The organism is Acidovorax temperans, from assembly GCF_006716905.1.
In the GTDB taxonomy this organism is placed as follows: Bacteria; Pseudomonadota; Gammaproteobacteria; order Burkholderiales; family Burkholderiaceae_C; genus Acidovorax; species Acidovorax temperans.
Window position 1 is genome coordinate 1,241,943 of record NZ_VFPV01000002.1, and the last position, 13,479, is coordinate 1,255,421.

At 65.7% G+C, this 13,479-nt stretch carries 12 protein-coding genes; 8 read left to right on the forward strand and 4 right to left on the reverse strand.

Annotated elements, in window-relative coordinates; genetic code table 11:
• Positions 1–105: 105 nt before the first annotated feature.
• Positions 106–2,142, forward strand: coding sequence for a bifunctional 2',3'-cyclic-nucleotide 2'-phosphodiesterase/3'-nucleotidase (locus BDD18_RS13975; protein WP_142084119.1), 2,037 nt, complete (start codon positions 106–108; stop codon positions 2,140–2,142).
• Positions 2,143–2,350: 208 nt separating this feature from the next.
• A complete protein-coding gene (locus tag BDD18_RS13980) occupies positions 2,351–3,412 on the forward strand; it encodes a sensor histidine kinase (protein WP_244939110.1) in 1,062 nt (353 codons plus the stop codon).
• 31 nt (positions 3,413–3,443) lie between these two features.
• Here the strand turns inward: BDD18_RS13980 and BDD18_RS13985 are convergent, their stop codons facing one another.
• The 3 genes from BDD18_RS13985 to radC form a co-directional block, all read right to left on the reverse strand.
• The gene (locus BDD18_RS13985; RefSeq protein ID WP_142084123.1) at positions 3,444–4,088 is read right to left on the reverse strand and encodes a Smr/MutS family protein; all 645 of its coding nucleotides are present in this window, start codon (positions 4,086–4,088) and stop codon (positions 3,444–3,446) included.
• Between the two features lie 293 nt (positions 4,089–4,381).
• Entirely contained in the window at positions 4,382–5,596 is a 1,215-nt protein-coding gene (locus BDD18_RS13990) for an esterase-like activity of phytase family protein (RefSeq protein ID WP_142083793.1), read from the reverse strand.
• Positions 5,596–6,309, reverse strand: a complete 714-nt coding sequence (gene radC / locus BDD18_RS13995) for a RadC family protein (protein WP_142083795.1) — start codon at positions 6,307–6,309, stop codon at positions 5,596–5,598. Before radC ends, BDD18_RS13990 begins: the two co-directional genes overlap by 1 nt.
• A 125-nt stretch (positions 6,310–6,434) precedes the next feature.
• Between radC and BDD18_RS14000 the strand changes: the two genes are divergently transcribed.
• Both BDD18_RS14000 and ispH read left to right on the forward strand, forming a co-directional pair.
• On the forward strand, positions 6,435–6,899 hold the full coding sequence (locus tag BDD18_RS14000) for an FKBP-type peptidyl-prolyl cis-trans isomerase (RefSeq protein WP_142083797.1): 465 nt from the start codon (positions 6,435–6,437) through the stop codon (positions 6,897–6,899).
• Positions 6,899–7,894, forward strand: coding sequence for a 4-hydroxy-3-methylbut-2-enyl diphosphate reductase (gene ispH / locus BDD18_RS14005; RefSeq protein ID WP_142083799.1), 996 nt, complete (start codon positions 6,899–6,901; stop codon positions 7,892–7,894). The genes BDD18_RS14000 and ispH overlap by 1 nt, the downstream gene beginning before the upstream one ends.
• 92 nt (positions 7,895–7,986) lie before the next feature.
• Here the strand turns inward: ispH and BDD18_RS14010 are convergent, their stop codons facing one another.
• Positions 7,987–8,682, reverse strand: a complete 696-nt coding sequence (locus tag BDD18_RS14010; RefSeq protein ID WP_066698360.1) for a CBS domain-containing protein — start codon at positions 8,680–8,682, stop codon at positions 7,987–7,989.
• A gap of 152 nt (positions 8,683–8,834) precedes the next feature.
• Here BDD18_RS14010 and BDD18_RS14015 point away from each other — a divergent pair, with 152 nt between their 5' ends.
• The 4 genes from BDD18_RS14015 to mnmH all read left to right on the forward strand — a co-directional run bounded on the left by BDD18_RS14015 (position 8,835) and on the right by mnmH (position 13,449).
• Positions 8,835–9,776: a threonine/serine dehydratase gene (locus tag BDD18_RS14015; protein WP_142083801.1), complete on the forward strand. Its 942-nt coding sequence runs from the start codon at positions 8,835–8,837 to the stop codon at positions 9,774–9,776.
• A gap of 32 nt (positions 9,777–9,808) precedes the next feature.
• Entirely contained in the window at positions 9,809–11,131 is a 1,323-nt protein-coding gene (gene serS, locus BDD18_RS14020) for a serine--tRNA ligase (protein WP_142083803.1), read from the forward strand.
• Positions 11,132–11,266: 135 nt separating this feature from the next.
• A complete protein-coding gene (gene selD / locus BDD18_RS14025) occupies positions 11,267–12,334 on the forward strand; it encodes a selenide, water dikinase SelD (protein WP_142083804.1) in 1,068 nt (355 codons plus the stop codon).
• On the forward strand, positions 12,334–13,449 hold the full coding sequence (gene mnmH / locus BDD18_RS14030) for a tRNA 2-selenouridine(34) synthase MnmH (RefSeq protein ID WP_142083806.1): 1,116 nt from the start codon (positions 12,334–12,336) through the stop codon (positions 13,447–13,449). Before selD ends, mnmH begins: the two co-directional genes overlap by 1 nt.
• The last annotated feature ends 30 nt before the right edge of the window (positions 13,450–13,479 follow it).

Below are 13,479 nucleotides of genomic sequence, written 5' to 3' on the forward strand. Positions count from 1 at the left end.
ACCCGTCACACCGGTGTCAAACGCGGTTCCCACACTCGCGGTTTTGTTTTTCTTGGGTTGCCCATGTTGATCAAGACCTCTGTTTTCCGCTCCGCAGGCTCCGGCATGCTGGGGCATGTGTCGCGCCGCACTGCCACGCTGGGCGTGGTGGCGCTGGCTGCATCCCTGGCCGCTTGCGGCGGCAGTGATGGCGACAGCAATACCAATGCAGGTGCCACAGCCACGCTAGCGGTGCTGGAGACCACCGACCTGCACTTCAACGTGCGCAGCTACGACTACTTCAAGCTCGCTGAAGACAAGACCTACGGCTTTGAGCGCACCGCTACGCTGGTGCGCGCCGCGCGCAAGGAATTCGCCAACACCCTGCTGGTAGACAACGGCGACACCATCCAGGGCACCGCGCTGGCTGACTACGAAGCCACCATCAGCCCCATCCCCTGCACGCAGCAGCTGTCCATGTACAAGGCCATGGGCGCGCTGGGTTTTGACGCGGGCACGCTGGGCAACCACGAGTTCAACTACGGTCTGCCCTTTTTGAACCAGGTGCTGGGCGGTGGGCTGGACGTGGACGGTGTGGACCCCACCAAGAAATGCGCTGGCGCGGGCTACCCCGCCGTGCTGGCCAACGTGTACAGCAGCAAGACCAAGAAGCCGCTGGTGCAGCCCTACACGCTGCTGGAACGCACGCTGGTGGCCAAGGGCACCGATGGCAAGGAAGTGAAGTTGCCCATCAAGATCGGTGTGATCGGCTTCACCACCCCCGGCATCATGAACTGGGACAAGCGCTACCTCGAAGGCAAGGTCTACACCGAAGGCGCGGTGGAGTCGGCCACCAAGTACGTGCCAGAGCTGCGCGCCAAGGGCGCCGACATTGTGGTGGCGCTGCTGCACGGCGGGCTCGATAGCGCGGCGTACTCGCCCACCATGGAAAACCCCGGCCTGCACCTGTCGAAGGTGGCGGGCATCGATGCGATGGTGATGGGCCACCAGCACGGCGTGTTCCCCGACACGGCGGCCACCCCCAGCTTCAACCTGCCCGGTGTGGACCACAAGGCAGGCACCGTCAACGGTGTGCCCGCTGTGATGGCCAGCTCGTGGGGCAAGGCCCTGGGCGTGGTGCAACTGGCGCTGCAGTGGGACGGCGCCAAATGGGTGGTCAACAAGGCTGCCAGCAAGAGCGAGCTGCGCAACATCCAGAGCAAGAATGCAGCGGGCGCGAACGTGTACGTAGAACCCGACGCCACCATCGCTGCGCTGATCGAGACGCAGCACCAGGCCGCGATCAAGTACGTGAAGACGCCCATCGGCCAGACCGACTTCCGCATGAGCACGCTGTTTGCCGATGTGGGCGACCCCGGCGCGATCCAGATCGTGAACCAGGCGCAGCAGTCTTATGTGGCCGCCTACATCAAGGCCAACCTGCCGCAATACGCAGCGCTGCCCGTGCTGTCGGTGAGCGCACCGTTCAAGAGCGGCTTCCAGGGCGGGGCGGACTACACCGACGTGGCGGTGGGCCCGCTGGCCATCAACAACGCGGCCGACCTGTACCTGTACCCCAACACCGTGTACGCAGTGAAGGTGAACGGTGCGGACATCAAGAACTGGCTCGAAGCCGCTGCCAAGCGCTTCAACCAGATCGACCCTGCCAAGACCACGGAGCAGCAGCTCATCAGCACCTTCCCTGGGTACAACTTCGACATGTTCACCACGGCAGACGTGCAGTACGAAATTGACGTGACCCAGCCCGTGGGCAGCCGCATCAAGAACCTGACGTACCTGGGCAAGGCCATCGACCCCGTGCAGGAGTTCGTGATTGCCACCAACAACTACCGCGCCACCAGCGGCAAGAGCTTTATCGACAAGCTCGATGGCTCGGGCACCATCTGGGCTTCGCCCGATGCGAACCGCGATGTGGTGATCGACTTCATCCGCAAGAACCCCGCTGTGAGCCGCACCGCCAACGGCGCTGCCAAGAGCTGGCGCTTTGCCAAGGCCACCGTGGCGGGGCCGGTGGTGTTCACCTCGGGTGCCAACGCGCTCAGCGTGGCGCAGGCTGCGGGCCTTGCCAATGTGAGCCTGGTGGCTGCAGACGACGGATCGGGCAAGGGCACGTCGAAGTACAGCGTCGATTTGTCGAAGTAATTTCGCCACGCGCACCGGCAGCCCACGGCAGGTGGGCGCGGCCGGGGCCATGAAAAAAAGCCCGCCTGGGGTGAAGCAGGCGGGCTTTGCTATTTAAAAGATAGCTGGTGGCGCTTATTGGATAAGCGCTAGAGGCACTTTTTGCTTAAAAGGTGCAGTGCCGGGTTGAAACGCTCAACGCTCCAGCTTCTCGCGCACCACCTTGCCGGTGGTGCCGTTGGTGGCGCTGGGCATGGCGGGCGAGCCGCCCCAGCCTGTTCGCCTGACGGTGTACGGCCCCGCCGCGGCCACCTGGGCCAGCCTGCAGCGCATCGACCAGACCCTGGCCCTGGCAGGTGCCGCGCTGGTCTTGCTGGCGGTGGCGCTGTGCTGGCTGCAGGTGCGTGTGGGCCTGGCCCCGCTGCGCCGGCTGGAGGCCTTGCTGGCCACCATCCGCAACCCCATCAGCGCCGCGCAGGAAGGCGCATTGGTGGATGTCCAGGCCATGCTGGCGGCGCCCACGGGCCGCGACTTGCAGCCCCTGCAGGCCGAGCTGGCCAGCCTGTGGGAGCACAACGCCCGTGTGGTGGCGCGTGCCCGCGCGCATGCGTCGGACTTGAACCATGCCCTCAAGAAACCACTGGCCTTGCTCAGTGCCCAGGCCAGCAGTGATGCCGCCGTGCCTGCGGCCGATGTGCAGCGGCAGGTGCAGGCCATGGCGCAGGTGATTGACCGCTGCCAGGCGCGCACCTTCAGCGATGTCCTGCACATGCAGGCGGCCATGCACCCCGCAACGGCTGCCCAGCCCGTGGACGTTGCCCAGTGCGTGGCCGAGGTGGTGCGCATGATGGAGCGGCTGCACGCTGATCAGGCGCTGGAGTGGGCACTGCAGGTGCAGGATGGCACCACCCCGCTGTGGCGCGGTGAGCGCACGGATCTGGAAGAGGTGCTGGGCAATCTGCTGGACAACGCGGGCAAATGGGCAGCCTCGGCCGTGCGCATTGGCCTGGCGATGGAAGAGGGCGATGCCGCCCAGCCGCCGCAAGTGGTGCTGCAGATTGAAGATGATGGCCCAGGCATGGCGCCCCACCACTTGCAGGCCGCAGGCCAGCGCGGTTTGCGGTTTGATGATTCGGTGCAGGGCTCGGGGCTGGGGCTGCACATTGCCACGCAGATGGTGCAGGCCTACGGCGGTGAGTTGTCCCTGGGCAAGAGCGCCTTGCTCAAAGGGCTTTCGGTGCGCGTGGTGCTGCCCGGGGTTCAGGCCGCGCAGCGCCAGCGCAAGGCCTAGCGAGCCGCAGTCCGCGCCTCGTTGGGCTGGGTCAGGCGCTGCGGGCAGGCTGCAGCAGCACCAGCAACGCGCCCGCGCCGCCGTCGATGGGGCGGGCTTGCACAAAAGCCAGCACCTCCTTTTTTTGCACCAGCCAGCTCTGCACACGGCCTTTGAGCACCGGGCTTTTGCCGGGTGAACCCAGGCCCTTGCCATGCACTACGCGCACGCAGCGCAGCCCCAGCTTGTGCGCGTGGCGGATGAATTCGCCCAGCGCTTCGCGCGCTTCGTCCACGCGCAGGCCGTGCAGGTCCAGCTGGCGCTGAATGCTCCAGTGGCCAGAGCGCAGGCGGCGCGTGATCTCCACCCCGATGCCGGGGCGGCGAAAGCTGAGCTGGTCGTCGGTGTCGAGCAGGCTGCTTACGTCAAAGTCGTCGCTGATGGATTCCATCAACACCCGTTCTTCGTCCAGCCAGTGCTGCAGCGGCAGGGGCTCGGGTGGGGTGGTGGGCAGCTCCGCCAGGTTGCGGTCGGTCAATGGGTGCACTTGCCCTACGGCGCGGCTGAACAGCTGGCGCTCTGCTTCCAGCCGGGCAGCGGCTTCGCGCCGGGATTTTTCTTCGGCTTCGGCGCGCTCGCGCTGCTCACGCAACTGGCGGGTGATGGTGGCCAGGTCTTGCAGGCCGTCCACACGCACGCCGGGGCGGCGCGGTTTGGGCGCTTTCCGTGGTCTGGGGACTGGTGCGGGCGTGCCTTCTGCCCGGGGCGTGGGTGCAGTGCGGAGTTTTGGGGCTTGCCACGCAATGGCAGGTACGCGGCGTGCGGCACGGGGAGGCGGTGGTGCCGCGGGTGCTGGGGGCTGGGTGGGCCGCAAGGTGCGAGCCAAGGCCGCTGCCAGCGCGCCGGTCAGCTCTTGCCTCGGTTTGTCTGATGGCTGGCTGCTTGGTGTGTCGCCGGGCAGCGGCGCCCCTGCGGATGGATGGCGGCGATTCATGCGGGGGCTCCAGGGGGCGGCGGCGCACAGGCGGGGCTGTGCTGTGGTGGAGCGCTCTCAGCGGGCGGATAGGCCAGGGCCAGCCACTGCGTGCTTTGCGCGGCATTGAAGTTGTCGTCAGACACCAGCACCAGCACCCGTTCGCCGCTGGGTAGCGGCGCGGCCCAGGCCATGCCTTCGAGGTTGTCCACGGTGACAAGGCCCAGCGTTGCAAAGTCGAGCAGCAGGGTCTTTTGCAGCGGGGTGTGGTTGCCTGGTTGCAGTGCCTGTACGCCCAGTGTGTCGCTGCCGCTGCGCAGGTCGGCGCGGTACAGGCGGGCGCCAAAGCCTGCGCCCGCGCTGTAGTCGCGTTCCAGCACCAGCAGGTGGTGTGGGCCATCGGCCAGAATTTCGCTCACTCCGTTGACCTCAGGGCCCCACGGCAGACGGCGGGCGCGGGGAACGGCGTCCGGGGTGTAGGCCCGCTGCTGCTGTGCCTGGCCTGTGGCCACGTCCAGTGCGGTGATGCGCACGGGCCCACCAGCGGTCTGCACGGTGGGGCGGGGGCCATCTTGTACCCACGCCATTTCCATCGCCAGCCAGGCGGTGCAGCCGTCGTCAGAAAAGGCCAGTCCTTCCAGGCTGGCGTTGGGGCGCGGGCCGGTGCGCTGGGGCTGCAACGTGGGGGTGAAGGCCGGTGGCAGGGGAATATTGCGCGCCGATTGCCCGGTGGGCAGTGCTTCGCGCAAACGGGGGATGCCACCGCGTGCCCAGTCGCCCTCGCTCGTCCACCACAGGCGCTGGCGGCCCGCGTGCCAGCGAATGGCTTCTGCGTCGGGCACCTCGGCGTTGGAGCCAGCGCGTTGGCGGGGCGATGGAAACGGCTGGCCTTGCTCGGTGAGCAGCGTGAAGACGCCCGTGATGTGGGGCGGTTGCGTAGGCTGCTGCGCGGGCGACCAGCGCGCGGTGTAGATGCGCGCAGGTGCTTGGGCAGAGCGGTCGTCGCTGATGAGCCAGAACTGACCGGATTGGGCGTCGTAGTCAATGCCCGAGATGCCGCCCCACGGGGTGCCCAGCACCTCGGTGCCGGCGGCGATGTGGGCCTGCGCCAGCAGTCGGATACGCGCATCCGTATTCCCTGCAGAGGGTTGCTTGGGCGCTGCGCAGCCCCCCAGCACCAGGGCGGCTGTCAGTGTGGCAACCAGCGTCTGCGAATGGCGCAGCAGGGGCATCACAGCAACCCCTCCTCTGCCATCGACAGTGCCTGGCCGGGCGCGACGATGACATGGTCGAGCACGCGCACATCGACCAGCGCCAGGGTGGTTTTCAAGGTCTGCGTGAGGGCTTCATCCGCCCGGCTGGGTTGCACGCTGCCGCTGGGGTGGTTGTGCGCCAGCACCACACCGGCGGCTTGGTGGTGCAGGGCGCGCAGCACCACCTCGCGCGGGTACACGCTGGTTTGCGTGAGCGTGCCGCGAAACAGCTCTTCCATGGCCAGCAGGCGGTTTTGCGCATCGAGAAACAGTACGGCAAACACCTCGTGCCCCTTGGCGGCCAGGTGCAGCTGCAGGTAGTGCTTGACGGCGTTGGGTGAGTCAAACACCTCGCGTTCACGCAGTTGCTGGGCCAAGGCGCGGCGCGCCAGTTCCAGCACGGCCACCAGCTCCGCGCGCTTGGCGGGGCCCAGGCCTTTGATGCGTTCCAGGTCGCTGGTGCTGGCATGCAGCAGCCCGGCGATGCCGCCAAATCCGCCGCTGACCTTGCCGCTGGCAGGGTCCAGCACGGGCGGGTTCAGCAGCTCTTGCGCCATTTGCAACACGCCTTTGCCCACGATGCCGGTGCGCAGCAGGATGGCCAGCAGCTCTGCATCGGCCAGGGCTGCGGGGCCACGGGCCAGCAGTTTTTCGCGGGGCTGGGCTTCGGTGGGCAGGTTCTTGATGGCCATGGTGCAGGGGGCTTTGGAATCAGGTGGGCTGCCGGGTCGGCACGGGGCAGCCAGGGTGGCGGGGCGTACACCCCAGTAGGGGTTTGCCCGGTTTTCTACAATCGCGGCAGTTTATCGGGACTTACATGACCACTACCGCTGCCCCACTTCCCACCGTTCAGCCCGGCTCTTTCCTCACTTTGCACTACCGCCTGGCCGGGCCTGCAGGTGACGTGATCAACACCTTCAATGACAAGCCCGCTACGCTGTCGCTGGGCGCGGGCGAGTTGTCGCCCGCCATGGAGCAGCGCCTGCTGGGCTTGCCAGAAGGCACGCGCACCAGCTTTGAGCTGGTGGCGGGCGAGGCTTTTGGTGAGCGGAATACCGACATGCAGCAATGGGTGGCCCGCAAGCTGCTCAACGAACTGGGCGACCCTGACGAAAAGTACAACGTGGGCGATGTGGTGCAGTTCCCCACACCCGACGGCCTGGGCAGTTACGCGGGCGCTGTGCAGCAGGTGCGTGACGACGGCGCCGTGCTGTTCGACTTCAACCACCCGCTGGCGGGCCAGCCGGTCACGTTTGAAGTGCACGTTATCGGTATTTTGTGATGAGCGCACCCCAAGAGATCCTGCTGGCCGAGCCCCGGGGCTTTTGCGCCGGGGTGGACCGCGCGATCGAGATCGTCGAGCGCGCCATTCAGAAGTTTGGCGCGCCCATCTACGTGCGCCATGAAATCGTGCACAACACCTATGTGGTCAACGACCTCAAGGCCAAGGGCGCGATCTTCATCGAAGAACTGTCGGACGTGCCGCCCGGTTCCACGCTGGTCTTCAGCGCCCACGGCGTGAGCCGCGCGGTGCAGCAAGAGGCCGAGCAACGCGGTTTCAGCATCTTTGACGCCACCTGCCCCCTGGTCACCAAGGTGCACGTGGAAGTGGCCAAGCTCGCCAAAGAAGGCTACGAGTTCATCATGATTGGCCACAAGGGCCACCCCGAGGTAGAAGGCACGATGGGGCAGCTGGACCACGGCATTCACCTGGTGGAAGATGTGGCCGATGTGGCCCGCGTGCAGCCCAGCCAGACCGAAAAGCTGGCCGTGGTAACCCAGACCACGCTGAGCGTGGATGACGCAGCCGAGATCACGGCCGCCGTGCGGGCGCGCTTCCCATCGGTGCGTGAGCCCAAGCAACAAGACATTTGCTACGCCACGCAAAACCGCCAAGACGCCGTGAAGGTGCTCAGCCCGCAGGTGGATGTGCTGGTGGTGGTGGGCAGCCCCACCAGCTCCAACAGCAACCGCCTGCGCGAACTGGCAGCGCGCCTGGGCACCGCCGCCTACATGGTGGATAGCGCGGACGAACTGCGCACCGAATGGTTCGACGGCGCCGTGCGAGTGGGGCTGACGGCGGGGGCCTCTGCGCCAGAAATTCTGGTGCAACAGGTCATTGATCGCATCAAGGCGCTGGGCGCTGTGTCGGTGCGCACCATGTCGGGCATTGAGGAAACCATCAAGTTTCCGCTGCCCAAGGGCCTCAAGATCGACGCCGCCACGGGGCTGGAGATCACCCAGCGCAACCCGGAAACGGGCCCTGGCGCCCACTGATGTGGTATTTGCTATCGAATAGATAGCTGCTTGCGCTTATGCGCAGGGCGCTAGAGCCTTATTTGGCGTTAAATGCTGCAGCGACGCGATGTTCATGCCTGCGGCGCAGGCCCGCTCCACAAGTCCAGCGGCGGGTCGGCTGCCACGGCGCGCAGGATGTCGGTGCGGGAGATGAACCCGATCAGCACCCCCGCCTCATCCGTCACCGGCAGGCCCGGCAGGCCCGTGTCCAGCAGCACCCCGGCCACGCGGCGCAGGGCCGTGTCGGGGGCCACGGCAGCGACGGGGCTGTACATCACTTCTGACACCGGCCTGCGGGCCAGCTCAATCGCTTCCTTCACGGCTCCCGGCTCGGGCAGCAAATCCAGCGGTGCCATGTCGGCACGCAGCAGCAACCCGATGACCCGGCCCCGCTCATCCACCACAGGGGCCTGGGCCACCCGGCTCTCGGCCAGGGTTTGCCACGCATCGTTGACCCGCATGTCGGGGGGCACGCTCAGCGCGTCGTTGCTCATCACATCCCGCACCAGGGTCAGGGGCTCACGCCGCTTCTGGGGGCCTTGCCCGGTCTGGAGGTAGGCGGCCACGGCATCCTGCAGCCGCAGGTTGACCACCGGAGCACGTTCGCGAGACAGAGGCGCTGGGGTGGTGGCAGTGTCCTGGTCCAGATCAAGAGTGCGCGTGCGCAGCGCCTGTGGGCGGTCCACGCGCCGCACGGCTGCGATCTGGCTCAGGTTCTCCGGCCCGCCTCGGTACATCTGGCCTGAAGGGCCGAACACAAAAAACATCACCACCTCCTGTGGGCTGCGCACAGGCGCCACCCCTGTTTCCATGGTATCGGCATGCGGGCGTGGGGCTGAAGCCTGCGGTGCCAGCACAAGCCCTTTGCAGAGGGCGAACGCTCTACACTGCAAGGCCATTTTGCAACGGAGCCTTTTGCATGATCGACCGCGCCGCCATCTCTGCTGCCCGCCAGCGCCTGGCCTCTCAGCCCCATTTTTTGCGCAGCACGCCGCTGCTGCATTTGCCCGGCGTCGCCCTGGGGGTGGACTGTGCAGAGGTCTGGCTGAAGCTGGAGCATTTGCAGGTGGGCGGCAGCTTCAAGGCGCGCGGCATGCTGTACCGCTTGCTGGCCAACCCGGTGCCCGACAGCGGCGTGATCATCGCCTCGGGCGGCAACGCCGGTATTGCCGTGGCGGCTGCGGCCCAGGCTCTGGGCGTGCGCTGCGAGGTGTTTGTGCCCGAGGTGTCGCCCGAAGCCAAGCGCGCCCGCCTGCGCGCATTGGGGGCCGAGGTGGTCGTGACCGGCGCGGCCTACGCCCAGGCTTATGAGGCGTGCGTGGCCCGCCAGCAAGCCACTGGCGCCTTGCAGGCCCACGCCTATGACCAGCCCGAGGTGTTGGCAGGGGCGGGCACCCTGGCATTGGAGCTGGAAGAGCAAGCGGGCCGCTTGCCCGACACCTTGCTGGTCAGCGTGGGCGGCGGTGGCCTGATCGGCGGCGTGGCAGCCTGGGTGGAAAGCCGCGCCCATGTGGTGTCGCTGGAGCCGGAGCGCGCGCCCACGCTGCACGCCGCGCGTGCGGCGGGCCAGCCGGTGGATGTGGATGTCAGTGGCATCGCGGCCGATTCCCTGGGGGCCAAGCGCATCGGCGCCATCGCCTGGCAGGTGAGCCAGCGCCACGTGCACGATGCCCTGCTGCTGCCCGATGACGCGATCCGTGCCGCCCAGCTATGGCTATGGCGCGAGCTGAAACTGGCGGTGGAACCGGCCGCAGCGCTGGGCTTGGCAGCCCTGCAAACGGGGGTGTACCGCCCCCAGCCGCAGGAAACCGTGGGCCTGGTGCTGTGCGGCGCCAACTTCGACCCGGCCAGCCTGGCCTGAGCAGGCGGTGGTCGTCCCTCTAAAATCACGCCATGCTTGACATTCTTCTTCTCCGCAAAGACCTCGACACCGCGATCGCGCGTCTGGAAACCCGCAAAAAGCCCCAGGCCTTCCTGAACGTGGAAGCGTTCCAGGCCCTGGAATCCGAGCGCAAGACGCTGCAAACCCGCACGGAGGAGCTGCAAGCCCAGCGCAACCAGCTGTCCAAGCAAATTGGCATGCTGATGGGCAAGGGCGACAAGGAAGGCGCCGAAGCCGCCAAAGCCCAGGTGGCCGCATCCAAGGTCGAGCTGGAGCAATCCGCCGCCCGCCTGGAGCAGATTCAGGCCGAACTGCAGGCCATGCTGGTCGCTGTGCCCAACCTGCCGCACGAATCGGTGCCTGTGGGCAGCGACGAATCGGGCAACGTGGAAGTGCGCCGCTGGGGCACGCCCGCCAGCTTCGCCTTCGAGGTGAAAGACCATGTGGACGTGGGCACGCCGCTGGGGCTGGACTTCGACATGGGTGTGAAGCTCTCGGGCTCACGCTTCACGGTGATGAAAGGCCAGATTGCCCGCCTGCACCGTGCGCTCAGCCAGTTCATGCTGGATGTGCAGACGCAGGAACACGGCTACACCGAGTGCTATGTGCCCTATGCCGTGAACGCCGATTCGCTCAAGGGCACCGGGCAGCTCCCCAAGTTTGAAGGCGACCTGTTTGCCGCGAAGAAGGGTGGCCAGGACGGCGAGCCCGTGCCAGACAACGCGGCGCTGTACCTCATCCCCACCAGCGAAGTGCCGCTGACCAACTTTGTGCGCGATGTGGTGGTGGCTGAGGCGGATCTGCCCATCAAGCTGACCGCGCACACCCCCTGCTTCCGTTCCGAAGCCGGTAGCTACGGCCGCGACACGCGCGGCATGATCCGCCAGCACCAGTTCGACAAGGTCGAAATGGTGCAGATCGTGCACCCCGACAAGAGCTACGAAGCGCTGGAAGAAATGACACGCCACGCCGAAGCCGTGCTGCAAAAGCTGGGCCTGCCATACCGCGTGATGAGCCTGTGCACCGGCGACATGGGCTTTGGCGCCGCCAAGACCTATGACCTGGAAGTGTGGCTGCCTGCCCAGAATACCTACCGTGAGATCAGCTCGGTGAGTAACTGCGAAGCCTTCCAGGCCCGCCGTCTGCAAGCCCGTTTCAAGAATGCCCAGGGCAAGAACGAGCTGCTGCACACCCTGAATGGTTCCGGCCTGGCCGTGGGCCGCACGCTGGTGGCGGTGCTGGAAAACTACCAGCAGGCCGACGGCAGCGTGGTGGTGCCCGAAGTGCTGCGCCCCTACTTGGGTGGTATGTCTGTATTGGCACCTGCGGCCTGATCGTCACCGCTGTACCCTGCGCCCCACCAGGGGCGCTACGCCAGGGCCTGCACATGATCGAAAGAATCGTGTGCAGGCCCTGGTGTTTTGTGCATCTGCTATGGCAGCAACCTGCCAAACCGGGACAATGCAGCCATGACCTCTCCCAACTCCACCCCTGAATCCTCCGTAGGCGTGCCTATTCGCCTCACCCAGTACAGCCATGGCGCAGGCTGCGGCTGCAAGGTCAGCCCCAAGGTGCTGGATGTGATCCTGGCGGGCAGTGGCGCCCAGCACCTGGATCCACGCCTGTGGGTCGGCAACGCATCTCGCGATGATGCGGCTGTGTATGCGCTGGACGACGAGCGCGGCGTGGTTTCCACCACCGACTTTTTCATGCCCATCGTGGACGATCCATTCGACTTCGGGCGTATTGCCGCTACCAATGCCATCAGCGACGTCTACGCCATGGGTGCCGACCCGCTCATGGCCATTGCCATACTGGGCTGGCCCGTGAACGTGCTTCCGCCCGAAGTAGCCCGCGAAGTGGTGCGCGGCGGCCGCGCGGCGTGCGATGCCGCAGGTATACCGCTGGCGGGTGGTCATTCCATCGACGCGCCTGAGCCCATCTTTGGCTTGGCCGTCACGGGCGTGGTGAACAAGCAGCACATGAAGCGCAACGACACTGCCACCGTAGGCAGCCGGCTTTATCTCACCAAGCCACTGGGTATTGGCATCTTCACCACCGCTGAGAAAAAGGCTTTGCTGCGGCCGCAGGATGTCGGCGTAGCTCGCGACGTGATGTGTACGCTGAACAAGCCGGGTAGCCGCTTTGGCAAACTGTCTGGTGTGACGGCAATGACTGACGTGACCGGCTTTGGTCTTCTAGGGCATTTGGTAGAGATGGCCGATGGCAGTGGGCTTACGGCCGTGATTGACACCACGGCCGTACCGCGCCTGCGCGGCGTAGCGCATTACCTGGAGCAGGGCTGCGTGCCCGGTGGCACCCTGCGCAACTTCGACAGCTATGGCGCGCGCCTCGCCCCGCTGTCTGATGCACACAAGCACTTGCTGTGCGACCCGCAAACCAGCGGTGGCCTTCTGGTGGCGGTGTCCCCGCAAGGCGAGGACGAGTTCCTTGCCGTGGCCCGCGAACTGGGCCTGCAGTTGCACCCTATTGGCGAGTTGGTAGCCCAGCGACCGTTGGCCGTCGAGTTCCGCTGATGCCCGAGAACCTCAGCGACTTTCGGCACATCTTCTTGAATGATGTGCCCATGATGGACGTGCGCGCGCCCATTGAATTTGCCCAAGGAGCCTTCCCTGGTGTGGTGAATCTGCCGCTGATGAATAACGAAGAACGGCAGAAGGTTGGCACCTGCTACAAGCAGCGCGGTCAGGAGGCCGCCATTGCGCTCGGCCATTCTTTGGTGTCGGGTGAAACCAAAAATGGGCGGATTGCGGCATGGGCTGCATTTGCCAAGGCGCATCCGCATGGCGTGCTGTACTGCTTTCGTGGAGGTTTGCGCTCGCAGATCACGCAGCAGTGGCTGCAATCCGAGGCGGGCATCGCGTACCCGCGCGTCATCGGCGGCTACAAGGCCATGCGCACGTTTTTGCTGGAGACCACGCAGGTTGCTGCGCAGGAGTGCGATTTCATCGTGCTCAGCGGCTCTACCGGCACCGGTAAGACGGAAGTGATTGCGCAATTGCCCCACGGCATTGATTTGGAAGGCCACGCCAACCACCGTGGCTCCAGCTTTGGACAACGTATTACGGGTCAGCCCACGCAGATCAATTTTGAAAATCAGCTGGCCATCGACTTCCTCAAGAAGCGTGCGCTTGGTCATGCCTTGTTCGTGCTGGAGGACGAGGGCAAAAACGTGGGCAGCTGCGCTGTGCCCTTGCCGCTGCGCGAACGCTTGGCGCAGGCTCCGGTGGTTTATCTCCACGATGGATTTGAAGCGCGGGTGGAGCGCATTCTGCGGGACTATGTGGTGCGGCAGCATGCGGAGTTTGTCGCCGCCTGTGGCAGCCAGGAGCGCGGTTTTGAGTCCTATGCAGCTCGAATGCTTGCCAGCTTGGACAAAATCGAGCGCCGCTTGGGCGGTGCGTTGCACCAACAGTTGCGCCAGAGCATGGCGAATGCCCTGCAGCGACAGGAAGAGTACGGCGATGTAGCCAGCCACCGGGGCTGGGTTGCGGCTTTGCTTCAGCACTACTACGACCCCATGTACGCCTACCAGCGACAAAGCCGTGCCCAGCGCATCGTCTTTGAAGGTGCACGTAGCGAAGTCATGGCTTACCTGGGTGAGTGTGGTGCCAGTACCGCCGCGAAGTGAGTCATGTGCGGATGCGCTGTTGAAATCTGG

Bases quoted from the DNA above. Each gene is read 5' to 3' on its own strand.
- selD (WP_142083804.1), top strand. From the start codon at position 11,267: ATGACCTCTCCCAACTCCACCCCTGAATCCTCCGTAGGCGTGCCTATT.
- BDD18_RS14000 (WP_142083797.1), top strand. From the start codon at position 6,435: ATGACCACTACCGCTGCCCCACTTCCCACCGTTCAGCCCGGCTCTTTC.
- mnmH (WP_142083806.1), top strand. From the start codon at position 12,334: ATGCCCGAGAACCTCAGCGACTTTCGGCACATCTTCTTGAATGATGTG.
- BDD18_RS14010 (WP_066698360.1), bottom strand. From the start codon at position 8,682: ATGTTTTTTGTGTTCGGCCCTTCAGGCCAGATGTACCGAGGCGGGCCG.
- BDD18_RS14015 (WP_142083801.1), top strand. From the start codon at position 8,835: ATGATCGACCGCGCCGCCATCTCTGCTGCCCGCCAGCGCCTGGCCTCT.
- radC (WP_142083795.1), bottom strand. From the start codon at position 6,309: ATGGCCATCAAGAACCTGCCCACCGAAGCCCAGCCCCGCGAAAAACTG.
- BDD18_RS13990 (WP_142083793.1), bottom strand. From the start codon at position 5,596: ATGCCCCTGCTGCGCCATTCGCAGACGCTGGTTGCCACACTGACAGCC.
- BDD18_RS13975 (WP_142084119.1), top strand. From the start codon at position 106: ATGCTGGGGCATGTGTCGCGCCGCACTGCCACGCTGGGCGTGGTGGCG.
- serS (WP_142083803.1), top strand. From the start codon at position 9,809: ATGCTTGACATTCTTCTTCTCCGCAAAGACCTCGACACCGCGATCGCG.
- ispH (WP_142083799.1), top strand. From the start codon at position 6,899: ATGAGCGCACCCCAAGAGATCCTGCTGGCCGAGCCCCGGGGCTTTTGC.